This window comes from Prevotella sp. C561, assembly GCF_000224595.1.
GTDB lineage: Bacteria > Bacteroidota > Bacteroidia > Bacteroidales > Bacteroidaceae > Prevotella > Prevotella jejuni.
On sequence record NZ_JH114141.1, the window covers coordinates 167,608 to 194,124 of the forward strand.

At 43.0% G+C, this 26,517-nt stretch carries 21 protein-coding genes; 8 read left to right on the plus strand and 13 right to left on the minus strand.

Annotation, left to right across the window (positions count from 1 at the left end):
• Window positions 1-5: 5 nt before the first annotated feature.
• From pulA to HMPREF0666_RS03565, 4 genes are all read left to right on the plus strand, one after another.
• The gene (gene pulA / locus HMPREF0666_RS03550) at window positions 6-1,919 is read left to right on the plus strand and encodes a type I pullulanase (RefSeq protein WP_009010950.1); all 1,914 of its coding nucleotides are present in this window, start codon (window positions 6-8) and stop codon (window positions 1,917-1,919) included.
• A gap of 244 nt (window positions 1,920-2,163) precedes the next feature.
• Window positions 2,164-4,050 (plus strand): glycoside hydrolase family 13 protein, encoded by a 1,887-nt coding sequence (locus HMPREF0666_RS03555; RefSeq protein ID WP_157600233.1) that lies wholly within the window; start codon window positions 2,164-2,166, stop codon window positions 4,048-4,050.
• Window positions 4,051-4,340: 290 nt separating this feature from the next.
• Complete coding sequence (locus HMPREF0666_RS03560; protein WP_009010952.1) at window positions 4,341-4,916, plus strand: zeta toxin family protein; 576 nt, start codon at window positions 4,341-4,343, stop codon at window positions 4,914-4,916.
• Window positions 4,906-5,088 carry a hypothetical protein gene (locus tag HMPREF0666_RS03565; RefSeq protein WP_004358753.1) on the plus strand — a complete coding sequence of 61 codons (183 nt, stop codon included), beginning with the start codon at window positions 4,906-4,908 and terminating at the stop codon, window positions 5,086-5,088. Before HMPREF0666_RS03560 ends, HMPREF0666_RS03565 begins: the two co-directional genes overlap by 11 nt.
• A 121-nt stretch (window positions 5,089-5,209) precedes the next feature.
• On the opposite strand, the gene HMPREF0666_RS03570 is transcribed toward HMPREF0666_RS03565, so the two are convergent.
• The 6 genes from HMPREF0666_RS03570 to HMPREF0666_RS03595 all read right to left on the minus strand — a co-directional run bounded on the left by HMPREF0666_RS03570 (window position 5,210) and on the right by HMPREF0666_RS03595 (window position 12,688).
• Window positions 5,210-5,737, minus strand: a complete 528-nt coding sequence (locus tag HMPREF0666_RS03570) for a DUF6646 family protein (protein WP_042855979.1) — start codon at window positions 5,735-5,737, stop codon at window positions 5,210-5,212.
• Between the two features lie 13 nt (window positions 5,738-5,750).
• Window positions 5,751-7,199, minus strand: coding sequence for a hypothetical protein (locus HMPREF0666_RS03575; RefSeq protein WP_009010954.1), 1,449 nt, complete (start codon window positions 7,197-7,199; stop codon window positions 5,751-5,753).
• A gap of 682 nt (window positions 7,200-7,881) precedes the next feature.
• Window positions 7,882-8,379, minus strand: coding sequence for a hypothetical protein (locus HMPREF0666_RS03580; RefSeq protein ID WP_009010955.1), 498 nt, complete (start codon window positions 8,377-8,379; stop codon window positions 7,882-7,884).
• 529 nt (window positions 8,380-8,908) lie between these two features.
• Window positions 8,909-9,841 carry a redoxin domain-containing protein gene (locus HMPREF0666_RS03585; protein ID WP_009010956.1) on the minus strand — a complete coding sequence of 311 codons (933 nt, stop codon included), beginning with the start codon at window positions 9,839-9,841 and terminating at the stop codon, window positions 8,909-8,911.
• Between the two features lie 128 nt (window positions 9,842-9,969).
• On the minus strand, window positions 9,970-11,649 hold the full coding sequence (locus HMPREF0666_RS03590) for an ABC transporter ATP-binding protein (RefSeq protein WP_009010957.1): 1,680 nt from the start codon (window positions 11,647-11,649) through the stop codon (window positions 9,970-9,972).
• 148 nt (window positions 11,650-11,797) lie between these two features.
• On the minus strand, window positions 11,798-12,688 hold the full coding sequence (locus tag HMPREF0666_RS03595) for an NAD kinase (RefSeq protein ID WP_009010958.1): 891 nt from the start codon (window positions 12,686-12,688) through the stop codon (window positions 11,798-11,800).
• Window positions 12,689-12,822: 134 nt separating this feature from the next.
• Between HMPREF0666_RS03595 and HMPREF0666_RS03600 the strand changes: the two genes are divergently transcribed.
• The 4 genes from HMPREF0666_RS03600 (at window position 12,823) to HMPREF0666_RS03615 (ending at window position 17,926) form a co-directional block, all read left to right on the plus strand.
• Window positions 12,823-13,392 (plus strand): DJ-1 family glyoxalase III, encoded by a 570-nt coding sequence (locus HMPREF0666_RS03600; protein ID WP_009010959.1) that lies wholly within the window; start codon window positions 12,823-12,825, stop codon window positions 13,390-13,392.
• Between the two features lie 23 nt (window positions 13,393-13,415).
• Complete coding sequence (locus HMPREF0666_RS03605; RefSeq protein WP_009010960.1) at window positions 13,416-14,102, plus strand: 2-C-methyl-D-erythritol 4-phosphate cytidylyltransferase; 687 nt, start codon at window positions 13,416-13,418, stop codon at window positions 14,100-14,102.
• A 448-nt stretch (window positions 14,103-14,550) separates the two neighbouring features.
• Window positions 14,551-16,647, plus strand: a complete 2,097-nt coding sequence (recG, locus tag HMPREF0666_RS03610; protein ID WP_009010961.1) for an ATP-dependent DNA helicase RecG — start codon at window positions 14,551-14,553, stop codon at window positions 16,645-16,647.
• Between the two features lie 274 nt (window positions 16,648-16,921).
• Entirely contained in the window at window positions 16,922-17,926 is a 1,005-nt protein-coding gene (locus HMPREF0666_RS03615) for a M23 family metallopeptidase (RefSeq protein WP_009010962.1), read from the plus strand.
• 133 nt (window positions 17,927-18,059) lie between these two features.
• Here HMPREF0666_RS03615 and HMPREF0666_RS03620 read toward each other — a convergent pair whose 3' ends face one another.
• The 7 genes from HMPREF0666_RS03620 to speA form a co-directional block, all read right to left on the minus strand.
• Window positions 18,060-19,277: an anaerobic sulfatase-maturation protein gene (locus HMPREF0666_RS03620; RefSeq protein WP_009010963.1), complete on the minus strand. Its 1,218-nt coding sequence runs from the start codon at window positions 19,275-19,277 to the stop codon at window positions 18,060-18,062.
• A 459-nt stretch (window positions 19,278-19,736) separates the two neighbouring features.
• Window positions 19,737-20,180: a hypothetical protein gene (locus HMPREF0666_RS03625; RefSeq protein ID WP_009010964.1), complete on the minus strand. Its 444-nt coding sequence runs from the start codon at window positions 20,178-20,180 to the stop codon at window positions 19,737-19,739.
• Window positions 20,181-20,340: 160 nt separating this feature from the next.
• Window positions 20,341-21,120, minus strand: coding sequence for a glycosyltransferase family 2 protein (locus tag HMPREF0666_RS03630; RefSeq protein WP_009010965.1), 780 nt, complete (start codon window positions 21,118-21,120; stop codon window positions 20,341-20,343).
• Entirely contained in the window at window positions 21,117-22,391 is a 1,275-nt protein-coding gene (locus HMPREF0666_RS03635) for a glycosyltransferase family 4 protein (RefSeq protein WP_009010966.1), read from the minus strand. The genes HMPREF0666_RS03630 and HMPREF0666_RS03635 overlap by 4 nt, the downstream gene beginning before the upstream one ends.
• Before the next feature lie 692 nt (window positions 22,392-23,083).
• Window positions 23,084-23,563: a hypothetical protein gene (locus tag HMPREF0666_RS03640; RefSeq protein ID WP_009010967.1), complete on the minus strand. Its 480-nt coding sequence runs from the start codon at window positions 23,561-23,563 to the stop codon at window positions 23,084-23,086.
• Entirely contained in the window at window positions 23,553-24,065 is a 513-nt protein-coding gene (locus HMPREF0666_RS03645; RefSeq protein ID WP_009010968.1) for an RNA polymerase sigma factor, read from the minus strand. Before HMPREF0666_RS03645 ends, HMPREF0666_RS03640 begins: the two co-directional genes overlap by 11 nt.
• A 488-nt stretch (window positions 24,066-24,553) precedes the next feature.
• Window positions 24,554-26,446, minus strand: a complete 1,893-nt coding sequence (gene speA / locus HMPREF0666_RS03650) for a biosynthetic arginine decarboxylase (protein ID WP_009010970.1) — start codon at window positions 26,444-26,446, stop codon at window positions 24,554-24,556.
• Window positions 26,447-26,517 lie beyond the last annotated feature (71 nt).

A 26,517-nucleotide genomic window follows, 5' to 3' on the forward strand; every position in this document is an offset into this window, starting at 1 on the left:
ACCCAATGAAACTCAAATATAACATAGCGGCTTCTGTGGCCGCTTTTATACTCTCACAGAGCGTTGCTGCACAACAACGCTTTAACGAGATGACGTATTCTCCTAACGAAACGACCTTCCGCCTTAACGCTCCCAACAAACCAACGCTTCGCCTTTATGAGTCAGGAAGAGGTGGAAAAGCCTACAAGAAGATTAAACTTACACAGAGTGGCGATAACACATGGACTACTACTGTGAAGGGAGACCTCAAAGGTAAGTTCTATACCTTTGATATCGGACATGGCGAAACACCTGGTGTCTTTGCCAAGGCCGTAGGCTGTAATGGTGGACGTGGTGCCGTTGTCGATATGAAGGAGACGAACCCAACAGGCTGGGAGACCGACCGTCGTGTACCAACTAAGAGTCCGGCAGACCTTATCATCTATGAGTTGCATCACCGTGATTTCTCTATTGACCCCTCATCGGGCTTGATGCACAAGGGTAAATACCTTGCTCTAACTGAGAAAAAGGCTATTGACTATTTGAAGACGTTGGGTATCAACGCTGTACATATCCTCCCTTCGTTCGACTTTGCTTCGATAGATGAGTCCAAGCCTGACGTCCCACAGTATAATTGGGGGTATGACCCATTGAACTATAACGTACCAGAAGGTATCTACTCATACGATGCTAACCTGCCGACACGCCGCATATTGGAGTTTAAACAGATGGTACAAGCATTGCACAAGGCGGGTATCAGGGTGATCCTCGACGTTGTTTATAATCATACCTTCGACCTTGCGAACAGCAACTTCGAGCGTACCTATCCTAAAGCCTACTATCGATACAAAGCTGATGGTACTCCTTCTGATGGCACGGGATGCGGCAATGAGACGGCAAGTGAGCGCCCTTTGATGCGTGAGTATATGTTGGAATCAATGAAGTATTGGGTGAATGAGTATCATATCGATGGCTTCCGCATTGACCTTATGGGTGTGCATGACATTGAGACGATGAATGATATACGTCGTGAACTCAATGCTATCGACCCAGAGATATTTGTCTATGGAGAGGGATGGAGCGCTGGTACGTGTGCTTACCCACATGAGAAGTTGGCAATGAAGGCAGCTATTCCACAGATGCCGGGTATTGCAGCCTTCTCTGATGACATCCGTGATGCCTTGCGTGGACCCTTCTCAGACGACCACAAGCCCGGTTTCCTTGGTGGTGTCACAGGCTTAGAAGAGAGCTTGAAGGCGGGTATCGCTGGTATGATTGAGCACCCACAGGTAGACTACTCGAAGGTAAACTATTCTAAGAAACCATACGCCCTTGAGCCAACTCAGATGATTTCTTATGTTAGCTGCCACGACGACATGTGTCTTGTCGACCGCCTGAAAGCGTCTATTCCAGAGGCTGAATATGACGAGAATGAGCTGATTCGTCTGAATGAACTTGCCCAAACGGCTATCTTCACATCGCAGGGTGTACCATTTATGCTCTCTGGTGAGGAGATGCTACGTGATAAGAAAGGGGTGCATAACTCGTATAATTCACCCGATAGTATCAATCATCTCGATTGGAATAACCTCAAGACTTATCCACAGGTGTTCAACTATTACAGTGGACTCATCAGTCTTCGCAAAGCACATCCAGCCTTCCGATTGGGCAAAGCCGACCTCGTTCGCAAGTATCTTGAGTTCCTCCCTGTACAGGACTGCTTGGTTGCCTTCCGTCTAAAAGACCATGCTGGTGGGGATAAATGGAAGGATATATACGTCATCCTCAATGCTAACAAGGAGCTTCGCACCGTCAATATCCCTAAGGGACAGTACACTATTGTGTGCGCTAATGGCGAGGTGAATGAGGCTGGCTTAGGTCAGATGGAAGGTGGCGAGGTAATGGTTGATGGCCAGTCTGCCCTTATCCTCCACAACTAAGAAGCTGACCTCTCTCCCACTCCTCCCACGAAAGGAGGAGCGCTGACCATTCAGCAGATTATTAATAGCTGTTAGGAATATTGGCCTTATTGGATCTATTAGACTAATAAGGCCAATAAGCTCAATCCAACAGCAGAACAAATCACCTATTATAAACCTCTAACAAATGACGAACTATCCTACTCTTTCACACTTTCAAAAGATTTGGAAAACGCTTTTATTCTTACTTCTTTTATCAACCTCTATGACCGCTCAGAATAGTACGGCAGCTCCTAAGAAAGCCAACAACCGCACAGCTTCACCCGACGTAACCCGCATTGACCCTACCAACTGGTTTGCTGATATGCAGGACCCGACGCTGCAGCTGATGGTGTATGGCAAGGACATTAAGTTTGCAGACGTTACAACAGACTATCCTAATGTAAAGATTGACTCGCTCGTACGCCTCGACTCACCTAATTATCTCCTTGTTTATCTCAACTTAAAAGGTGCGAAACCGGGTGAGATAAACCTCACCTTCTCTAATAAGAATGGTAAGAAGACTATTAGGAAGTACCAATTAAAGGCACGAGAGATGGCTGGTGCTAATCGTAAAGGCTTCGATATATCGGATGTTCTGTATATGATGATGCCCGATCGTTTCGCTAATGGTAACCCAAAGAACGATGTAATCAAAGGGATGGAAGACCAGCTCTGCAACCGCAATGAGCCAAGTCTTCGACACGGAGGCGACCTTGAAGGACTCCGCCAACACCTCGATTATTTCACCGACCTTGGTGTTACTGCCCTCTGGCTCACCCCTGTATTGGAGAATGATCGCCCTGCCGATAATGGTAAAAACAGTACTTACCATGGCTACGCTACAACCGACTACTATCGTGTTGACCCTCGCTTCGGTACGAATGAGGAGTATAAAGCGCTCGTAAACGAATGTCATAAGAAGGGACTAAAGGTAGTCATGGATATGATCTTCAACCATTGTGGAGACTATCACCCATGGGCTAAGCATACACGCATTGATGAAAACGGCAAGACAATCAAAGACTATCCATCAAAGGATTGGTTTAACAGTCCTAACTATGGGCTTCAGACAAGTTATAAACTCACTCCTGTTCTCGACCCATACGCCAGCAAAGTAGATATGGCAGAAACTGTCGACGGATGGTTTGTACCCTCTATGCCTGACCTCAACCAGCGTAATCCGCACGTTATTAAGTATCTGATTCAGAACTCTATTTGGTGGATTGAGACCGTAGGTATCGATGGAATCCGTATGGATACTTATCCTTACGCAGACCGACAAGCCATGGCTGATTGGATGAAAGTTCTCAACAAGGAATATCCTAACTTCAACACCGTTGGCGAAACATGGGTAACAGAACCAGCTTATACGGCAGCTTGGCAGAAAGACAGCAAACTCTCTGACATTAACAGCAATCTAAAAACGGTGATGGACTTCGCCTTCTTCGATCGTCTTTCGCAGGCAAAGAACGAGGAAACAGATGATTGGTGGAAGGGATGGAACCGCATTTACAACTCTCTCTGCTATGATTACCTCTATACTGAGCCATCTTCTGTGATGGCATTCATTGAGAATCACGATACTGACCGCTACCTTGGCAACGGCAAGGACTCAACAGCTTTAAAGCAGGCGTACGCTCTCTTGCTGACAATGAAGCGTATTCCACAGCTCTATTATGGTACGGAGATTCTGATGAACGGTACGAAAACGGAAACAGATGGCAATGTACGACAAGATTTCCCAGGTGGTTTCCCAGGCGATAAGGTCAACAAGTTCACACATGAAGGCCGTACCAAAGCCGAGAATGCTATGTTTGATTGGACCAGTCGCCTACTCCATTGGCGACAGAACAACGATGTTATCAACAAAGGAACACAAACACAATTCATCCCTCACCATGGTGTTTACGTACTCGCCCGACAATATAATGGGAAAACAGTCCTCACCATCCTCAATGGTAAGAAAGCTGACAACCAAGTCGATGTAACCCGCTATGCCGAAGTGATAGGCTCACATACAACTGCAACCGATGTCCTTACAGGTGCTACTGTAGACCTCACAAAGAACATACCTTTGACACAACGACAAGCAATGGTGCTCAGTTTCTAAATCCTCCTGCAAGTTAGAAGGATTACTTAATTGTTGCTTACGTATTAGACAATAGCACAAAAACTTTTCATACACACAATATATAGGCAATAGCTACCTACTATCTTTGGTGGCTATTGCCTTTATTTTTCTTTCTTATCGAGTAAATATAGCCTTCAAACATACCAAGAACTTATTACAAACACTATCAATTTTAGGCACAAATAAGAGAAGAACAAAAAAGAAATGACCTATTAATAAAAAGGCTACCGACTTGTATTATTCATAAGAAAAGATTATCTTTGCATCGAATGGTAAAACATTTATATATCATAGCAGGATGTAATGGGGCTGGAAAGACAACAGCTTCTATGACAATATTACCAAAAACTCTTTTGGTAAAGGAGTTTGTCAATGCTGATGAAATAGCAAAAGGATTGTCACCACTCAACCCTGAAGGTGCAGCCATTGAAGCAGGAAGGTTGATGCTTCAACGAATAGATTACCTCTTAAGCAAAGATGAGTCATTTTCTATTGAAACAACACTTGCCACTCGATCTTATATTAAACTCATAGAGAAGGCACATCAAAGAGGATTCATAGTCAATCTCTTATTCTTTTGGCTACCATCACCAGAGCTTGCAAGCATACGTGTAACAGAAAGAGTAAGAAATGGCGGACACAACATTCCTAAAGACACAATATACAGAAGATATGTATTGGGAATATCAAACCTATTTAACTTGTTTATGAATAAGGTTGATATATGGTCAATATATGATAATAGCATACAGCCTAAAGAGCGTATTGCTTTTGGAGGAAATAGTATAAGAACCAGAATTAGTAATGAAGTAAAATTTAGAAAGATAAGAAGTTATGTCAAATAAAGAAATAGAAGCCTATTTAAAAACGATTGAAGAAGGGTTTATTGAGTCAGAACGAATCTTGTTAAAAGAGAAAGCTGCCAAAAATGAACCTGTCATCAATTGTGATGAAAACGGTAATATTGTTAGCATTCCAGCGAAAGACATTATTGCCAGACACCGTCAGTATCAATAAAAAGACTATTATCATCCAATAAAGGCTATCGGAGTTTCCGATAGCCTTTATTGTTTATTTACACACGAACTTCACTACTCTGACATTTAAATCATCACAAAACAATAGTGGATAAAATACTTTAAAACGTAACAGTCAGACCTACAGAGAGAGCTGTTTTGCCTTGATAGATGCGTCCATGTTCCACATCATCGCCAAAAGTCTTGAAGAGATTCTGCCGTACCTGCCCATAAAGTCCGAACGTCTCACTGAAGTTATAGCGCACACCTGCCTGCAAACCAACTGTTCGTAAGCCGACGGAAGCACCACTATAAATATCCAGTACGGATGGTAGTTTCAGTACTTCAGCCCAATGATAGTTACCCGTCAGACTGAAGTCATACCCCATAAAGCCTCTATCACGTCCCTCGTCATAGTCCTTCACATTGACATAAGTTAGCTGTCCACCTACTGAAACGAAGTCGCTAAGCGCATAATCACTGCCTAACTCTATACCAGACCGTCCTCCAATATTGGCATAACCTGCATAAACCTTAATATCTCCTTCTCCGTCCCACGCCTGTGCCTGTGCGCTATGCGGAACACAAAGCAGACAACCAAGCAGTAAAAGCCATTGAAAGAGACGGAATTTATCAATATTTCTCATCATCTTCATAACTCGATTACTTTATTGTATACTTTGTAACAGCAAACACTTTACGGCGTTCACCAGTCTTAGAATTCTTCACCACCTGCGTTCCATAGACGAGGAAGTTATCTCCATACCAGTGCTGAGAATTAGAGTAACGCATCTTCTTAACATCTTCGTCTTCGTTATCCGTTTCTATAATCTCCGACGTACGGTCTTGAATCACATTTCCATCCGCATTTCTAAAGAGCTTTGATACCAGTCTGTTCTTATCAGTAAAGAGAAGATTCACATTGTTACCCTGCATACTTGCAGAAACAAAATGCTTCACATACATCGGCATGAGGCGTGGTTCCATAGGGAAGCATTCGTCCCAAAGCAGATTACCTGCAACATCAAACTTTGCAAGAACAGCGTGTGTATAGTTATAACCAGCGAAGGTTGTAATCATTGTATTACCAACCCAGGTTGTACGATAAACTGGATAGTAAGCCTCACCAAGATAGAAGTAATCCTTACCATCCGTCATAATACGATGAGAAGCCATCAGATACTTCAGCGAATACTCCTTACCAGCCTTCTCTGCCTTTTCCTTTCTGCGTTCAATCTTTGCTTGCTTACGGTCGCTCATATACTCCGTAAAGTTCTTCAACTTTAAGAAGTTATAGAACTTAATATTATTAAACTTATCGTCTTTCAGCTCTGAGAAGAAGATACCTTCAGCCCCACCTTTCTTCGACTTAGAGTAAGTTCCTGTGACAAAGAACCTATTTCCAGCCTTTGAGACTGATGCCGAGATGATTCGTTCAGCAATATCAGCAGTGAGATTGTTTGCTCCTAACTGATTACCCTGCATATCTAAACGAAGCAGATAGACATCGGTCTCTACTCCTACCAACGCATAGATAGTATTGTCTATCACGGTATTTTCAAGCACAAAGATATTCTTATCCTTCACTTTTGGGAAGTGAATATCAGTAAATCGACAGTTACCCGTCTTCAAATCAATGATACCAATGCGGTCTAATTTCTTCTGTGTTGAACTGAAAACGACTGATCCATTCGCAATAACAAGATTTCTCATCGACCCTTTACGGGTATATTCACCATCCGTTGTGGTTATTTTATGTGTTGCAGGATTGAAAGCAACGATCATAAACGAACCATCCTTCTGGCGCAGAACAGTATAAAGCACACCACTCTCAACCACATCTGAATAGAAATACATACCCTTATCAATCAATATTGAATCGGTACTTATCAGCTTCATTGCGGTTGAATAAAATTCTGTCTTGAAGTAACGCTTACCCTCTTTGCTGTCCTTAGCAAACGACTGAATGACCAGTCCCTTGTCATCCACAGGCAACACGACCTGATCTTCATAGTCGGCACGGTGAGGATACTCTATTCTTCCTGTCACCTGAGCAGTCATACTCATCACCTGAGAGCACAACGCAATAACACATAATAGCAGAGTTCTCATAATTACTTTATCGTTAATAGTTAATGATTAAGATTGTCTTTATATTTAAAAAAGCGATCTAAAAGTTCGTTACACTACATAATTTTAGGCTCTCTTCATCCTCCTTTTAGAGTTTTAACTTACTGAACACAAAAGTACATTTTTTATTGGATAGTTACAAATAAATCAAAGAAACTTTCACTACCTCCCATTATTTTCATCCAAATTAACCTAATCTATTGACCATAAAGAGGTTTTGAAAGATTATTGCATACAACTTATTCACCCCTTAAAAAAGTTTTTTAATAGATATACAAGGTTCTCCAGAGCCATGTAATGATAAAGGCTCTCTAATAATAGATACTTATTCAAAGTATACAAGAATAAGTTTTATTTTTGTTTGCTGTCACATTTAACATTTCATGTAAGCCTACTGTAAACTAAACAGTTAGATGATGACTTTGAATGACAGCAGTGACAGCAACTTTTGTTTTAGATAAAAAGAAATCATATCGAATACAGACTCAGCGCATTGGCAGAGTCCTCAATTTCCATGAACATTTCAAGCTGTTTAGGGAGCAACGAAAGACAGAAATAATAAAGTAGAATGACCATGCCAAATGAGAAGTCGGATAACTCATCTATAAACACAACAGAGAGGCAGTACAAACGCTCTTCTCGCTGCTTTTATACATCCTTCTCCCTATTCAACATCATACACCTTTAACAGTTTCATGAGTTTCTTGAACTCGGAGGAGTATTTTACTCCGGTCTGTCCCCAGTCATATTGATATTGAACACTCTTTCCCGGATAATAGAAATAGATGTAGAGTCCACCCATATCACTGCAATGGTTGTTATCTACTACAGCCACAATGTCCTTTGCAGTACCCTTGACGTATATATCGTCAATAAGATATTTCACTCGACGACCATTGGCGTCACTAAAACGAACAGTTCTGACAGTGTCTTTACCATCGTCAGATGCAAATACAGATCGCGTACATTTCGTTACAGTTCCATTCTTATATAACATCCAATAATCCTCCGTAAGATGTCTACTAAAGCCGGGATCACGTCCAATAAGAACGGAGTCATACGTGCTGAGTGTATCCTTTTCCTTGATACTACCTCGATTACCTTCTGTACAACTGACGACTGCGAAGGCAATTATTCCACATAACCATAATAATTTATTCATTCTTCCTAAGATTAAAAAGTCAGACGTTATCAATCTATCTTACCAACAATATCGAAGAGTAAGACGCAGTGAACCCGTGCGACTATCGGCCGTAACCTACCCTTCATATATCTTTCACAAAAGTAAGCATTAATATTCTTGTTTCCAAACATTGCTCAACAAAAACCTTTCTGACCCGTCTTTTCTCTATCTACCAACACGACTTCAGCCTTTCAATAAGCGTCGACTTAGATAGGACGTCGCCCTCATTATGAGCCTTTCTCCTCGTCTTCTACTGTGGTAAAAAACCATCTTTTCTTACTCTCCTACAAACGACTACCCCACTACTTCACTGCGCTTTCGAAATTATTTTCATGAAGAAAAATATTTATTTACGTGAGAAGAAATATTTTTCTTCATGAAAAAAAATATTTCTTCTCATGAAAAAAAATCGAGAGATCCAATGTTCAAGGTATAAAAAGGTAGAAGGCTGCCCTCATTAGGACAGCCTTCTGTATCATATTTAAGATTTGCTTACAATCTAATTAGCCTATGACTGGAAGACAATATTAACTGTTGTCTTGCTCTTAACAGGCCTACCATTCTGCATAGCAGGGTTCCACTTAGGCATATTGTTAGTAAGACGAACAGCCTGTTCTTTGTAGTATTCAACGCAGTTGTCCAATACTCGCTTCTGTTTCTCAGCCTCCATCTTCATGAAATGCTTGCTTGTTCCCTTCACGTTCTTCACCTCTACGACGCGAGCACCAGTGACTGTGCCATCCATCTCAACGTTGAAGACGACAGTCATCTCGGCATGCACCTTTGAACGGAGCGACTGAATGCTACGCCGCTGACTCTGTGCAAAATAGTTATTAATAGCTTCCTGACCACCTTCAAAGGTTGGGAGCACTTCAGTCTTACTAACCTGTGGAGTCAGAGAAAGGGACTCTAACTTCGCTTTCAGCTTACTTATCTCCACCGTACCCATAACTATTTTACCCTCTGGGTCGATGAGATACATTGAAGGAATCCAATCTATCTTATACAACTTGTCGATAACTGTGTTCTTCCTAAACTTCTTCAGCTCGCTCACCTGTGTCCAGTGCATCTGATACTTACCCCAGTAAGTCTGCGCCCAAACCTCACGATCGGTGTCAAAAGAGATACCAATAAACTGCACTCCATAGTCACGGAACTGCTCGTAAAGCGCCTTCATTGCCGGAATATCACGTCGACAGTCTGGACACCAGCTTGCCCAGAAATCCAATACCACGTAGCTACCACGATACTGGCTCAACTTTATGTCCTTAGCATCGTATGTCTTCAAGTTAAACTCAGGCGCACGTGTGCCCGGCTTGAGCATATTCGTGGCATACTTAGCATCTAAATCCTTAGTCTGTTCGACGTTTGTTGTCTGCGCAAAAGCCATTGGTGCTGACATAAGAAACGCACTAACAATGGCTAAAAGAATTCTTTTCATATCTAATCTGATTCTGTTTTCTTTTTCTATCTACCAATAATAACAATGGACTTTACAGTTTTTAGTACTCCTCTCAGCTTTCAGTAGTGTTGCAAATATACGACCTTATTTTGAATAACGCAAGTACATTATTGTATTTTTTCTATGGTTAATGTCTGGTCACAATAGTCTACTACAGCCGGACGGTGGGTGATGAATATCACTGTCTTATCATGATTAGAGAGGATATTACCCAAGAGTTCACGCTCAGTATGCGGGTCTAAGGCCGATGTAGCCTCATCGAATATCATGATACTACGGTCGCGTAACAACGAGCGGGCTATGGCGATGCGTTGTGCCTGTCCTTCACTGAGTCCTCCTCCCTGCTCTGAACAGAGGGTGTCGAGGCCCAAGGGGAGGTGAAAGACAAAGTCAGCACAACTCTTCTTTAGTACTTCTATCATCTCTTCCTCCGTTGCATCGACCTTGCCAAGGAGTAGGTTCTCACGGATAGTACCGCTAAGAAGCGTGTTACCCTGTGGGACATAGACGAAATTAGTACGCATTAATGGTGTCAACTCCTTGCTCTCTTTGTCATTGTAAATCTCCACAGAGCCTGTATTAGGCTTCAACAAAGCAAGGAGCATACGTACAAGGGTCGTCTTACCAGCCCCCGTCTCGCCAAGAATAGCCGTACAAGAGCCTGGATAGAAATCGAAGTCAAGATTCTTTAATATCTCCCGTTCGCCATCATCATACCGATAACTAACCTGACGAAGACGGATGCCACAAGGGCCAACAACCTCTATAGGGTCTCCTTGTTGCTCTAATGGGTTCTCTTCAAGTTCCATGAGTCGCTCTGAGGCGGTGAACACTGAGACGAAAGCAGGAACCAGTTTCGTGAGCTGACGAGCAGGACTTTGGATTTTATTTACTAATTGTAAGAAGGCCGTCATACCGCCAAATGTCAACGAATGAGCCGACATTCGGAGGGCTGCCCACGTAAAAGCAACAAGATAACCAAAGGCAAAACCAAAGTTCAAAACGAGGTTTGAGAATACAGAAAACTTCGTTCTTCGCACTACCTTACGGCGCAACTCGTGTTGAGTTCCCTCTAACTTACCAACGATAATATCGTCACTTTCAAGTGTCTTGATGAGCATTCGGTGTTGAATAGTTTCTTGTAAGACACTCTGAACCTTGGAGTCTGAGTCGCGAACCTCGCGTGTCAACCGTCGCATCTGGCGTACATAGACCTTACTAATAAGAACAAACAGCGGTATCATAACAACGATGATGATGGCAAGACGCCAATCCATCGACATCAGATAGAAGAAGGCTCCGAGGAACATCGCCAATGTTGAGATTGAATTAGGGATAGTCTCTGTGAGGAAGCTCACCACGTTAGCAACGTCAATCTCCAGTCGGTTGAGCACGTCACCACTGTGATGACGCTCCTTTCCGTGCCACTCAGAGCGTAGAATACGGTCGAGCATGCGCTGTTGCATACGGTTCTGTGCCTTGATACCTAATAGGTTTCTCACCCAAACAGAGGCTATATTCAATGCGAAATCACATAGTATTAAAGCCCCCATAATGCTCACTGCCACATAGATGCTGCCTTCTCTGGCATGAGAAGCCACGTCAATGGCATGCTGAACAGCCCATACAGTAGCCAAGGAGACGCCTACGCTGAGAATACCTATCACTGCATTCAATACAGCCTGCTTACGATTACCACGCCAGGCATTCCACAACCAGCGGAATATCTGCTTACTTGTGTAATGCGTTTCAGGGATTTGAAAGAGTTTCTTTATCTTGTTTAGCATTATTGTTTCTTATCTTTAATTTTATTGATAGCCTTGAATAAATAGCCTTACTAGCCTCTCTAGGATAACTAGGGAAACTAGGATAGCTAAGAAAACCAGCCTAACTAAAAAGCCATTCACCGCCTTTTCTCACTAACAACCAGCCTTCCTAAAACTGGCGTGTATCCGCTCCCCACATCAACTTCTCGCGTAGTGTTGAGAAGAAACGCTGCCCATAGACCTTCACGATACGCACCTTATGGGGCGCTTTCCTTATCTTCAGCGTCACACCCTCGCTGAGTTTCTCTGACCGACCGTCCACAGCTGCAAGGAAATTATGGCTTCGGCTCTGTACTTCCAACTTTATCTCAGCCTCATCACTGATAACGATTGGACGAATATTCAGACTATGTGGGGCTACAGGAGTCATACTTAAAATACCCGATTGAGGTACGATAATCGGACCACCAACCGACAATGAGTAAGCTGTTGAGCCTGTTGGCGTACTGATAACAAGTCCGTCTGCCAAATAAGTTACCAAAAATTCGCCATTAACACTTGCCTTTATCGATATCATCGCAGCATTATCACGTTTCAAAATTGCAATATCGTTCAAGGCAAAAGGGCAGTTCTCGAGAGCTTTCCCGTCTGCTTCAAGTTGGATAACAGCACGCTCCTCGATCTCATATCTTCCTTCAAAGACATTATTAAGTACGTCTTTAATTTCTTCTGGAGCAACATTTGCGAGGAAACCTAACCGTCCCATATTCACGCCAATGATAGGTATTTGCTTGGGACCAACCTTACTTGCTGCCTTTAGAAAAGTACCATCGCCACCTAAGGAGATGACATAATCGACATCAAAGTTTACCCCCTCGAATACACCCGCTATAGAAATCGACTTCTTAAGTTCTTTTTGTAGGCTATTATAAAAGTTCTGTTCAATATATACATCAGCCTCATGCGCCCCCAGATAACCTAAGATTTCAGTTATCTGATGCGAGTCAAAAGCCTTGGAAGCATTGCCGAAGACAGCAAAACTAAGTTTCCTTTCTGCCATAAAACGGTATCTTTTTTAATTCTTTTAGTCTTACAAGCCACACAATACCATGATTATTTAGTATATTTGCAGACACTATTCATTTGCAAAAGTAAAGATTTTAATTGGATTTATTACTTAAAAACAAAATAATTATGGCTAAGGTATATGAGTTTCTGGCTAATGGTTTCGAAGAAGTAGAGGCTTTAGCGCCTGTTGACATCCTACGTCGTGGAGGCATAGAGGTTAAGATGGTTAGCGTGACAGGCAGTAATCTCGTTGAATCATCACATGGTGTTGTCGTTAAAGCCGACCTCCTTTTTGAGAACATAACCGACTTCTCGGATGCAGACTTACTGATGTTGCCTGGCGGTATGCCTGGTTCAAAGAACTTGAACGAGCACGAAGGCGTACGCAATGCCCTCAAAGAGCAGTTTGAGAAGGGTAAGCGCGTTGCTGCTATCTGTGCTGCTCCATTGGTGTTAGCATCTGTTGGCTTGTTAAAAGGTAAGAAGGCAACCATCTATCCAGGTATGGAAAGCTACTTAGGTGAGGACGCTGAGTACACAGGAGCACTTGTTCAGGAGGACGGAAACGTGACAACTGGCGCAGGTCCTGCCGCTTCCTTCCCTTACGGATATAAACTTCTAAGCTATTTCCTACCTGCTGAGAAGGTGGAAGAGATAAAGAAGGGTATGATTTACGACCGTCTTCTTAATTCATAAACCATATTTTATAGCGTAGAACAGTGGCTCATATTACGTCAAAATATGCCATCATCGTTGCTGGCGGAAAGGGCTTACGAATGGGGGCAGACATCCCTAAACAGTTTCTTCCTGTGGGTGGAAAGCCTGTCCTCATGCACACCATTAGCCGCTTCCATGCCTACGACAAGGACCTAAAGGTTATCCTCGTCCTACCGAAAACACAACAAGCTTACTGGCAGGAGTTGTGCGAACAGTATCATTTCGACGAGGACTATCAGTTAGCTGATGGTGGTGCAAGTCGCTTTCAGTCGTGTAAGAACGGCATATCAATGATTCCTACCGATGCTGTTGGCCTTGTTGCCATCCACGACGGAGTGCGTCCTTTCGTCTCCTGTGATACCATCTCACGCTGCTTCGATACTGCTGAGACAGCCAAAGCGGTTATCCCAGTGCTGCCCGTTACGGACACCTTGCGTTTTATCGGTGACTCTCTTAGCGGAAGAAATGTACAGCGTAGCGATTATAAGACGGTACAAACGCCACAGGTCTTTGATATCCAACTTATCAAAAAAGCATACGAACAAGAAGAAAGTACCGATTTCACCGATGATGCGAGCGTTGTTGAACGACTCGGACAAGTGGTGACAATGGTGGAAGGCAATCGCGAGAATATTAAAATAACTACTCCGTTCGACTTGAAAGTGGCTGAGGTTCTTTTAGAGCTATAGGCGTTATACTATGTTCATAACCTCGGATAGAAATTGAAGAGTGGCTACTAACGGACGAAAAAGACAAGTGGGTGGAGGCGTAAGAAGGATGTTTTATCCTGATAGACAGTATTATAAAAGGACAAGGGATATGGGAGTAAGACGAGTGAAAGGCTCTACGGCCGAATTATCTTCATGAAAAAAAGAAATTATTATCATGAAAAAAAATATTTCTTGTCGTGAAAAAAAATATTTCTTGTCATGAAAATAATTCGCAATAAGCAAAGGACTATATAAAAACCAGGACTGAACAACGGTTTTATTCACTCATCTCGCTACCCAAAGAGAAGACTTTATCCCTCCGCAGAGAGGCCGATTAACAAGTTTACCCATTGTTGGTTGCTATAGAAAAAACAAACATCAAGAATCCTAAACACGGATTCTAATACCCCAATTCAGAGTAAAACGAATGGATATACTATCGCAAGACATAATGTATTTACCCGGTGTAGGACCGCACCGAAAGGAGATTCTGGGCAAAGAACTTGGTATTCATACCTATAGAGATTTGTTAGAATACTTCCCATACAAATATGTTGACCGTACAAAACTTTATCTTATATCAGAGCTTTCACAGGATATGCCATTCGTACAAATCAAAGGGAAGATCCTTAGTTACGAAGAGGTTGAGATGGGGAAACGCAAGAAACGAATCGTTGCACACGTCACTGATGGCCATGGAGTAGTTGATATTGTGTGGTTTAACGGTACGAAATATATCTATCAAAACTATCAAATAAACAAAGAGTACATCATCTTTGGGAAGCCTAACTACTTCAATGGTAGGTTCCAATTCACGCACCCTGACATCGATGATGCGGGTCAGTTGCAACTCAACGACATGGGTTTACAACCTTTCTACATCACAACAGAGAGGATGAAGAAGGCTGGTATCACCTCACGTGCAGTAGAGAGAATGACGAAGATGCTTATCAGTAAGCTCACAGAACCATTAGAAGAGACACTCCCACCCTTCATCACCTCGCATCTACATCTTATCTCTCGGGATGCTGCCCTGCGCAAGATTCATTACCCAAAGTCGGTTGATGACACCCAGCGTGCCCGTGTTCGCTTGAAGTTCGAAGAGCTTTTCTACGTACAACTAAATATCCTCCGCTATGCCAGCGACCATCGACGCAAGTACCGAGGCTATATCTTCAATCGCATTGGAGCACAGTTTAATTGGTTCTACACCCATAACCTGCCCTTTGAACTTACTGGTGCACAGAAGAGAGTGATGCATGAGATACGCGCAGATATGGCAAGTGGGCGACAGATGAACCGTCTGTTGCAAGGTGATGTAGGCTCTGGAAAGACGCTCGTTGCCCTGATGTCCATGCTGATAGCCATTGACAACGGTTATCAGGCATGTATGATGGCCCCTACGGAGATACTGGCAGAGCAACACCTACAGACTATCAAGGAGTTTCTTAAAGGCATGAACCTCCGCATAGAACTGCTGACAGGTATCGTGAAGGGTAAGAAGCGGAAGGAAGTATTGGATGGTCTCTTGGACGGATCAATAAATATTATTGTAGGGACACACGCTATCATTGAGGATAAAGTGCAATTCCAACACCTCGGAATGGCTGTCGTTGACGAACAACACCGCTTTGGTGTGGAGCAACGAGCTAAGCTATGGAGCAAGAGCGAGAACCCTCCTCACGTGTTGGTCATGACTGCCACGCCTATACCCCGTACCCTTGCAATGACCATCTATGGCGACCTTGACGTCTCAATCATCGACGAGTTGCCACCAGGACGTAAACCTATACAAACGATCCACAAGTATGATGACCAGATGGCAAGCCTCTATAGCGGTATAAGACAGCAGATACAGCTGGGCCGACAAGTCTATATTGTCTATCCACTCATCAAAGAAAGCGAGCGAATGGACCTCAAGAACCTTGAAGATGGGTTTGAGTTTATGCGCAACGTCTTCCCAGAGTTCGAGCTAAGTAAGATTCATGGAAAGATGAAAGACAAGGAGAAAGAGGTGGAGATGCAGAAGTTTGTCAGTGGACAAACGCAGATTCTCGTTGCTACAACAGTGATAGAAGTAGGTGTAAACGTGCCCAATGCAAGTGTTATGGTTATCCTTGATGCCCAGCGTTTCGGCCTGTCTCAGCTCCATCAGTTGCGTGGCCGCGTTGGTCGTGGGGCCGACCAAAGCTATTGCATACTTGTCACAAACCACAAGCTCACCAAGGAGACACGAAAACGCATTGATATTATGTGTGATACAAATGATGGGTTTGAGATAGCAGAGGCCGATCTCAAGCTACGTGGACCAGGTGATTTGGAGGGTACACAACAAAGTGGTATCGCTTTCGACCTCAAGATTGCCGACATAGCTCGTGATGGTCAGATTGTACAAATGGCAAGAGAAGAAGCGCAGAAAATTATTGATGACGACCCAACCTGCCAAAAGATAGAGTATAACCTACTATGGGAGAGGCTCAAAGCGTTAAGAAAGTCTAATATTAACTGGGCCGCTATTTCATAAAAAATAACACCCCCAAATAGGCCTCAAATGCCCTGTTTTAGCGACTTGACATAAATCATGTGCAGGCAAAAATACGTAGTATTCCTTTGTTAAACAGGCTAAAAAAATGGGCAAACTGCAATTTATTCTATATTTTTTCGTTATCTTTGCGAAGTCTTTCGGTAAAAAGTTACCTTCTTGTTAAGGTCCTTCAATGACTTTACCGATAGAAAGGGATATGAAAATCTGTCCCGTGCCGCAAGGCATCCGAGTATAGAAATAAAATAACTTGATTATGACTTTTAAGAAAATAGTTAGGACTTTCGCACTAACAACACTCTTAACTTTGACAGCAAACTCAGCAAACGCCCAAGACCTACTTGCCCGTCAGGCACCTATCGACCGCCGTGCAAAGGCATTAGACACAATGGTCATCAACCGTCTTCGCGAAGCTGAAGAGATTGAAGAACCATCATCAGAACTCTACAACGATTGGAATAACAACTATGCACATCGTGGAGGTAACCTCCCTGATGTCTATAAGATAGACTTACGTGGCTTCCACATGCCTACTCCAAGTCGTGTTATCACAAGTAACTTCGGCCGCCGCTGGGGTCGTCGCCACCAAGGATTAGATATCAAGGTATATATTGGTGATACTATTCGCGCAGCCTTTTCTGGTAAGGTTCGTGTAGTTAAATACGATGGAAACGGATATGGTAAGTATATTGTTATACGCCATAATAATGGTCTTGAAACCATTTATGGTCACCTTTCTAAGCAAATCGTATCTCCTAACCAGACAGTTCGTGCAGGCCAACCTATCGGCTTGGGTGGTAATACAGGTCGTTCAACAGGTTCTCACCTACATTTTGAGACACGCTTGGCAGGTGTTGCCTTAAATCCAGCACTCTTCTTTGACTTTGCTAATCAGGACGTAACAGGCGACTACTACGTATTCCATCGCAATACAGTGGCACAAGAGTCAGAACGTGCAACGGCTGCTCGTGGTACATCATCAAGCCTCGGCTATTCTCGTGAGAACATTCAAGGCAAAGGCTACCAAAGCCATAGTACACGCCAAGAGAGGACTTACAACACGGATTTCTCTAATTATACACCACGTACAGAGCCTACATCTGATAACGGAAAGATATTCTATCACAAGGTTCTCAACGGTGAAACGTTAGAGACAATAGCCAAACAACATGGTATCAGTATCGAACAGTTGTGTCGTCAGAACCGCTTAGGCAGATTTACAAGAGTCTCGGAAGGACAACTACTATCGATTACGAAGTAAACACTCCATACCTTATACAAACAGCTCCGATGGACATTGTCTATCGGAGCTGTTGCTGTTTATATATCTTACTTACCGTTAACGCAAAAACAGAGGTAAGCAAACATTCATCTCTTATAAGCTCAGTAAGAAGCTACCTACCGAACACTTGGTTCATTACATTAGCTGGTGGACGTTGGTTCTCAAGCTCGTTTTTCATAAAGTCCATGTAAGGTGCTACATGCTCGAAGAACTGATAATACCCTTTACAGAGGTAGTTAAGGCCCGTGTTGCCGTACTTATCACGTATAAAACGGTTCTTAGGGCACTCTCCATGACATGCAAACTGATACTTACACTCCCTACACTGTTGCGGAAGTAACCTATACTTCATCTTTGAGAACTCCTTTTGTCGGTCGCTGTTCATCATCTCATAGATGGTTTTAGACGTCAAGTTCCCAAGTTTATATTCTGGGTAAACGAAGTGATCGCACGAGTAGACGTCACCATTATACTCCATTACACCAGCATGACCACACTCTTTTGCCATCGTACAGATACCTGGTGCGACTCCAACCCAATTAGCCAGAGTGGCATCGAAGAGCTGTATGTAATATTCGCCAACATCATGATGTACCCACTCATCGAAGATGGTACAGAGGAAAGATCCCCATTGTTCGGCCGTTACAGAGAAGTCTGTTAGCTCGCCTCCTTCCTGCATTCCAGGGGCTAAGGTCAGCCCGTCTGTACGCTTAACAATACGCTCTACGATAGGTGTAAACTGTATATAACGACAACCAATATCCTTGAAAAAGTGATAGAAATCCAACGGATAGTCTGCATTAAAGTCATTGACAACAGCAAGCGCATTCCATTCTACACCGTACTTATTTAATAAGTCGATACCTTTCATCACTTGTCTAAAGGACGGTTTGCCCGTTGCTGTACGCCTATACTCGTCATGGAACTCCTGTGGACCATCTATTGAGACCCCGACAAGGAAGTTGTTTTCCTTGAAGAAGCGGCACCACTCGTCGTTTAAGAGTATGCCATTCGTCTGAATACTATTGTCTATCTGACGCCCACGAGCGTAATATCGTTGCAGTTCTAAGGCTCGACGATAGAAAGAGATAGGCCGCATAAGGGTCTCACCACCATGCCATGTGAAGAGAACTTGTGGTGTTGTCTGTGCCTCGATGTATTCTTTAATGAATTTCTCAAGCAATGCATCGGTTATCACATGGTTCTTATTATCGTCATATAGCTTACTCTTCTCCAAGTAATAACAGTACTTACACCGCAGGTTACAAAGCGAACCAGCAGGCTTAAGCATGATATACATGGGATGACTAAAGGGTACTATGGTATTCATAATAATCTTGTTTCGGACAACAAAGGTAGCTAATTATTTACTAATGACAAAACTTTACAGATTACTTATAAGGCTCTTTTCATTCTATTCGAGCCTGATCTCTTTTCTAATAACAACTGATTTCGAGCCAATCCTACCATAGATTACAGTCGACAGAAGGCTCTACTCTATCTGTCCGGAGCCTCCAGACAAAGTGTCCGAGGCCTCCGGACAACTTGTCCGAAGCGTCCGGACAAAGTGTACAAAACATCCGGACGACTTGTCCGAAACCTCCGAACAACTGCTAAGAAGGGTAAAAAAGAATTGTAAAGGACGTTTTTATGGGTCGAGAACACCATGATTAACATGCGCAAAGGGCTGTTAATCATACCGTATAAACATAAAAAAAACGTGTTACAAGACTATCCATAATATATGATTTTAGCCTTGGAACACGTTTTATAAAGTATGAAACGACAACTACTTGGTCGTTGTTGAGTCTGGCTTAAAGGAGTCTGAGATGTCTTTACCAAGCTTCTTAAAGAACTTCTTACTGCCATTGCCAATCCTACGAGTTACTTCTCCTACTGACTTAGCTTCCCGTTTAAAGACCTTACTCACGCCACGTGAGAGTGTCTTAAAGCCCTCTTTCACCTCTGTTTCACCAGCTTCATTGTTATTAGACTGCGGTGCATAGTTATCGTTCTTACTATTCACTTTACCCTCATTTGCCGTCTTAGGCTTCGAAGCGGTAGCCGTAGTAGCTGGCTTACTACTATGATTAGCCTGCTTATTAGCAGCCTGCTTCGCTGCTCTCACCAACCTTGGAGAGGCTCCAGCAATACCACTATACTCTGTCTGGGCCGTTGCCGAGAGGCATAAAAACAACAGAGCAACTAACATCTTAATCCTAATTCTTTCCATAATCGTAAGTTTTAGTCGTTGAGAGGGACGCTCAAAGTCCTTCTTTGGCTTATCCTCTCAATAAATACAATCTGTGTATAAAACGAAGGAACAGCATGGAAATTGTATCCCTTAACAATCAATAGGACGTATTAAGGGCCTTTAAGCCACACTGTTTATCCTACTTTATGATGCTTCGCACTACGAACCAAGCATGTAGGAAAAGTGTCTGTATCAAGCCATAGTGCTTACACATCACATTAAAACGCTCTCGAAGCGACTCTTTATGATGAAGAGTTGTCTGCCCTTCCTGCACATAATCGGCCACTACAGCATGTATATTGCGCAAGAGGAGATGCTGACGTTCGCCCTCCTTCATGACCCGGATGCACCAATCAACGTCTGCTGAATAACGATAACTGGTATCAAAGAGTAACGAGCGAGCTATATCCAAACGAGCATAAAACGCCTGATGGCAAACCAACATACCATAACGGAACGAACGCCACGTAAGCCTCTCGGACGGACTAAGCCTACGATGACAAAGGAAATTACCCTTCTCATCAATAATGTCAGTATCACCATAAAGGACAGCGGGATGCTCCTCTCCATCGCCAACAACCGCAGCAAGTACCACTTTGTCTAATGTGTCAGCCTTTGGGAAACGGTCGCCAGCATTCAGAAAGACAATATAATCGCCTGTTGCCTGCTGTAGTCCCTTGTTCATAGCGTCGTAGAGTCCATCGTCAGGTTCGCTTTGTATGCGTACTATATGCTCATTCTCAGCCTCATCAGAACGCTGCTGATAAGCCTTAGCAATGGCAACAGTGTCGTCTGTTGACGCCCCATCAATGATGATATGTTCCACATGTGGATAGTTCTGCATGAGCACGCTGTCAAGTGTCGGTGCCAGAACAGAGGCCGCATTATAGGTTATTGTGACTATAGAAAATGTGATCATAATCGGAAATTCTTATAGGCAAGCGCCTCATTATATACTTCAAGATATCGCATAGCTACACTTCTCTGCGAATAACAACGCAGAACTTTCCCCACTGAAGCCTCTGAAAGAGCTGCATAATCAGCCTCGTCAAGTATCCAACGGATACCCCTTGCGAGGTCGTCTGCACTACGTTCTGCAGCGACATAACCATTCACTCGATGGTCTATCATCTCTGGTATGCCTCCAACCTTAAACCCTATCGAAGGTACACCACATGCCATTGCCTCCATAATAGTATTAGGGAGGTTCTCTGACAAGGATGGTAAGACAAACACATCACAAGCATTATAGACATCAACTATCTGTTGGGTGTCATTGACATAACCCAACTCACAGACCTCGAAGTCGAACTCTTCTCTTAAATCCTCTGCATGTCCTCCGAGTATGGCCACGGCAGTGTTGTCCACCATCTCTGGGTATTTCGTAGCCAATTGGTGGCATGCTTCGACAAGAAAAGAGATACCCTTATTCACATTCGTTACTCGTTGTGAGGCGAAAAGGATAATCTTCTTATTCAAGGGGAGCCCTGTCTTGATACGAGCCTGCTTGCTATCGGCTGGATGGAAAACGTGTGTATCAATGGGATTAGGGATAGAACGCACCTGTTGACCAGCGAGGATAGCACTCTTGCGTGCCTCTTTCTCAAGCCACTTGCTACATGTAACAAACATGACATTACGACCTTCAAGCATCCTCTTCTTACGTTCTAAGACCCGATGAGATAGGTCGTTTGTAGAGCCACCATTGGGTAACAAGCGGCAATTACCACATGCTGACTGATAGCGCAGACAGTTTAATGTAATGTGACAAATGCCTGTTGCGGGCCAAATATCATGCATTGTCCACACGACAGGCTTCCCACTATCAAGAATCTTACGGATACCTTTCAGCGAGAGCATGCCCTGATTAATCCAAGACAAGTGTATGATGTCAGCCTCCTTAAACTCACGTAGCTTCGTAATGTCCGTTCCGGTGTTTGCTAAGTCTATCTCAAAGAGATGGTTCCGAGAGAAGTTAAGGTTCCAATATACGCAGAAACGCTCCCATAACAAGTTCCATTGGTTATGCCATTCATGCCCAAGACTGACCACAGTGATGTCATCTGTCAGTTTATCTCGTACTAACATCTTTGCCTTAACTCCGTTGTTATTCAGAGCATCTTTGAGTCGGTTGGCTGCAACAGCAGCCCCACCCGTTTTCTCACTGGTATTTACAATCAGAATTCTCATTAACTTTTCCTTTGCAGCAAAGTTACAAGAAAACCGAGAAAAAGCCAAGAAAAGTAGCTAAATATTGATTGTTTGCGCACACAAAGAGTTGATATGAATCAAGAAAAGGTTGTTTTTAATATAAAAGACCATCGAACAGTTGCACAGAAGACGAAAACCTTCTACCTTTGCATCGTCAAAAGGTTAATAGATTGTTTAGGTTAGTAGTAATAGATTTAGGTTTTTAGTTATTTTATTAAGGTAAAAGTTTAACGATTAATCTGGATGACAAAGGCAACCGTGAGGTTCCCTTTCATTGAGAAAAGATTTCTTAGTTAAACATACTGATAGCGCCGAAGCTCGTTGAGAGTCTCGGCGTTTTTTTGTTTAGTAGTGTCTTATCATGCTACTTTGAGAAGCTACCTTTCACCCTTGACCATTGTTATAAGGCCGTTAGGCACTGAACTTTACCAACTTAGCTTGCGTCTGTCAGTACAGAGCTTATGCCTTAGAGACATTAAAAGATAAGTATTCAAAGGCCTAAGCCCTACCCTTTAAGCACCAAGAACAAAAGAGAGAAGAGCCGACACTCGCAATGAGTATCGGCTCTTCTACGTTAGTATGTTATGAAAAATTTGAGAGAATTGAGACTTCTCAGCCTCGAGTTGTTTTACTTAAAATGATTATTTATATAGAGAAAGCATAGAAATTGTCTACTTTGTAATCGTTGACACAGGGGGCTGTATCTTATGTTGAAGGGTATCACTCAGCACTGAGTCGGCCTTAGCAACTGATAGTCCTTCCTGCGGTTTATCGATAGACGCACCACTTGTCTTTACCTGATGAGCATCCTCATCAGACACAGCAACCTGCATGGCATTGCCTAACGTGAGGAAGATAGCAACCACAGCAGCAGCCTTGAAGAGTGGCATAAGCCGATGACGCATGGTTATCACGCGTGCTCTTACTGGTTCGTCCTCCTGTATTTGTCCAAGGACTCTTTGGTCAAAGTCATCGCCCAAGACATCTATCTCCTTCTCGCTCTGTTCATAAACGAACAGGTCACGATAAGGTAGCAGCGTAGCTGGGATGTCCTCCTGGGAGAAGAACATACGCAAGATTTCCTCTTCTTGGAGCGAAGTCTCACATTTCCAGTAACGTTCTAATAGTTGTTCGATGTACTTATAATCCATAATTATCTAATTTCAAATACCTTTGTTTGACCGTCTGGCGTGCTCTGAAGATGTTAACCTTTACTTGTTCTTCAGCGATCTCGAGTATTTCAGCAATCTCTTTGTACGTCTTTCCTTCAAAATCTCTTAGCTGTATGCAGCTTCGTTGCTTCTCTGGAAGGCCATCGATAATCTGTTTTACAAGATTAAACTTGTCCTCTGCGATCATACGGTCTTGTGGATTAGATGAGGAAAGAGGCTCCGCTATCTTCACATCTTCTAAGGAATCATTCGTGTTCTCCTTTTTCTTGATGCGATCGAGCGACAGATTCCGACATACAGTGAGGCTGAATGCTTCGATGGACTCGATGTTCTCCCACTCAAATCGGCGGTTCCAAACCTTTATCAGTGTGTCCTGAACGATGTCCTCAGCCTCAGCTCTGTTGAGCGTGATACGGAGTGCAAGTCGAAAAAGCTCGTTCTTCAACGGCAACACATCGTTACGGAAACTGACTTTCTTCATCTTCTCTCTGCTTAAATGACGTTTAACTATGGGGGAAAGTTACATGCTTGGGGGCAAAAATGCCGTTATTTAACTTTCATTAAGATGTTAACTATTATCATTACGCTGCTTTATACAGCTATTGAACTTGATTTTTACTCTGTAAGAAGTTCCTCAACTCCGAATTATCTTCACGAGGAGAAATATTTTTTTTCACGATAAAAAATATTTTTCTTCATGATAATAAATATTTTTTTCATGAAAATAAATTCGCAAGGAGAGGTTTTCTATTTCGGAAAAAAGGAGTTTTACTATATAATGGAACTACTGAATGACTAATAAAAACAAGCTCGTTTATACTATCTCTATCCGTGACTTGGGGATATATTAGGCATATTCTCTACCGCTTCTCATGTGACCTTAGTTTGCAGGACATACCTTACACCCCATCAAAGAAATTCCCCTTCTCTATCAACAGACTACTATTAACACAGAAGGGGAATAAGTTTCTACTCCAAATAGGTGTAGCCGTAGAGTCCACTGCGATAGTTGCTCAAGAACTCTTTACCCTCTTCAAGTGATATCTTACCTTGCTTTACGCTCTTTGTCACCCATATTTCAAGTTGACGAACAAGCTTCTTAGGATTGTACTGAACATACTCCAATACCTCTTCAACCGTCTCTCCATCGAAGATCTGATCGATATGATAGCTGCCATCCTTTACTGAAACATGCACTGCATTAGTATCTCCAAAGAGATTATGCATGTCGCCTAATATCTCTTGATAGGCTCCAACGAGGAAGACACCGAGGTAATAAGACTCGTTCTTCTTTAAGGGGTGGATAGGAAGAACATGACTGCTACGCCCCATAGCGACGAAGTTTGAAATCTTACCATCGCTATCACAGGTGATATCCTGTAATGTTGCATTGCGCGAAGGACGCTCATTCAGTCGTTGGATAGGCATTACTGGGAAGAGTTGGTCAATCGCCCAGCTATCTGGAAGAGACTGGAAGAGCGAAAAGTTACAGAAGTATTTGTCGGCAAGAAGCTTATCCATATTACGCAACTCGTCTGGTACATGCTTCATATTCTTTGCCAGATTGTTGATTTCATGGCATACGCTCCAATACATCGCTTCAATCTCTGCACGCGTCTTGAGGTCGACCAAGCCGTGAGAGAACAACTCTAACGCCTCCTCACGTATCTGTTCGGCATCGTGCCAATCCTCCAACATATTACGAGAATCAAGGTTATCCCATATATCATAGAGGTCTTTCACCAACTGATGGTCGGTATCCTTGGCCTCAAAATCCTCTGACATCTCTGGCAGAGAAGCCGTCTCAAGGACGTCAATCACGAGGACAGAATGGTGAGCAGAAAGACTTCTACCACTCTCAGTGATAATATTTGGATGTGGAATATTGTTCTTATTGGCTGCATCCACAAAGGTGTAGACACAGTCGTTGACGTACTCTTGAATACTATAGTTGACAGAGCTCTCACTACTTGCAGAACGAGTGCCATCGTAGTCGACGCCTAAACCACCGCCACAGTCAACGAAGTCAACGTTATATCCCATCTTTCTAAGATTCACATAATACTGTGCTGCCTCATTAAGGGCCGTCTGAATACGACGAATCTTCGTTATTTGTGAACCAATATGGAAGTGGATAAGATGCAAACAATCGTGCAACCCCTTACTATCAAGCGTCTCTAACGCCTGCAGAAGTTCAGAGGAAGTAAGGCCGAACTTAGATGCGTCGCCACCACTATCAGCCCATTTACCAGAGCCACTGGACGCCAGTTTGATACGAATACCAAGGTTTGGCTTAACGTTCAGCTTCTTTGCTGCACGTGCGATAAGCTCTATCTCGTTCAGTTTCTCCACTACAATAAAGATACGCTTACCCATCTTTTGGGCCAACAAGGCTAATTCGATATAGCTCTGGTCCTTATATCCATTGCAGACAATGAGCGAGTCACTCTGGCACTGTACGGCTATCACCGCATGTAACTCAGGCTTAGAACCAGCTTCCAAACCCAAGTTGAACTTACGTCCGTGGGAGATAATCTCCTCAACCACAGGTTGCATCTGGTTGACCTTGATAGGATAGATGATGAAGTTCTCGCCTTTGAAATCGTATTCCTTCCTTGCCTTCTCAAAACAAGAGGATGTTTTCTCGATACGATTATCGAGGATGTCGGGGAAACGAAGCAACACTGGAGGTGTCACATCACGCAGGGCAAGCTCGTCCATAACGTCACGTAAGTCAATTTGTGTATTGTCCTTACAAGGTGTTACGTACACATCACCTGCGTCGTTAATACCAAAGTAAGATGTACCCCACCCTGAGATGTTGTACAACTCTTGAGAATCTTCAATCGTCCACTTTTTCATTTTTATTCTTCTATCCCTATATGTAATCTTGATTTAATCAATTGCTTGTCTTGAAAAACTTACGTTTTATT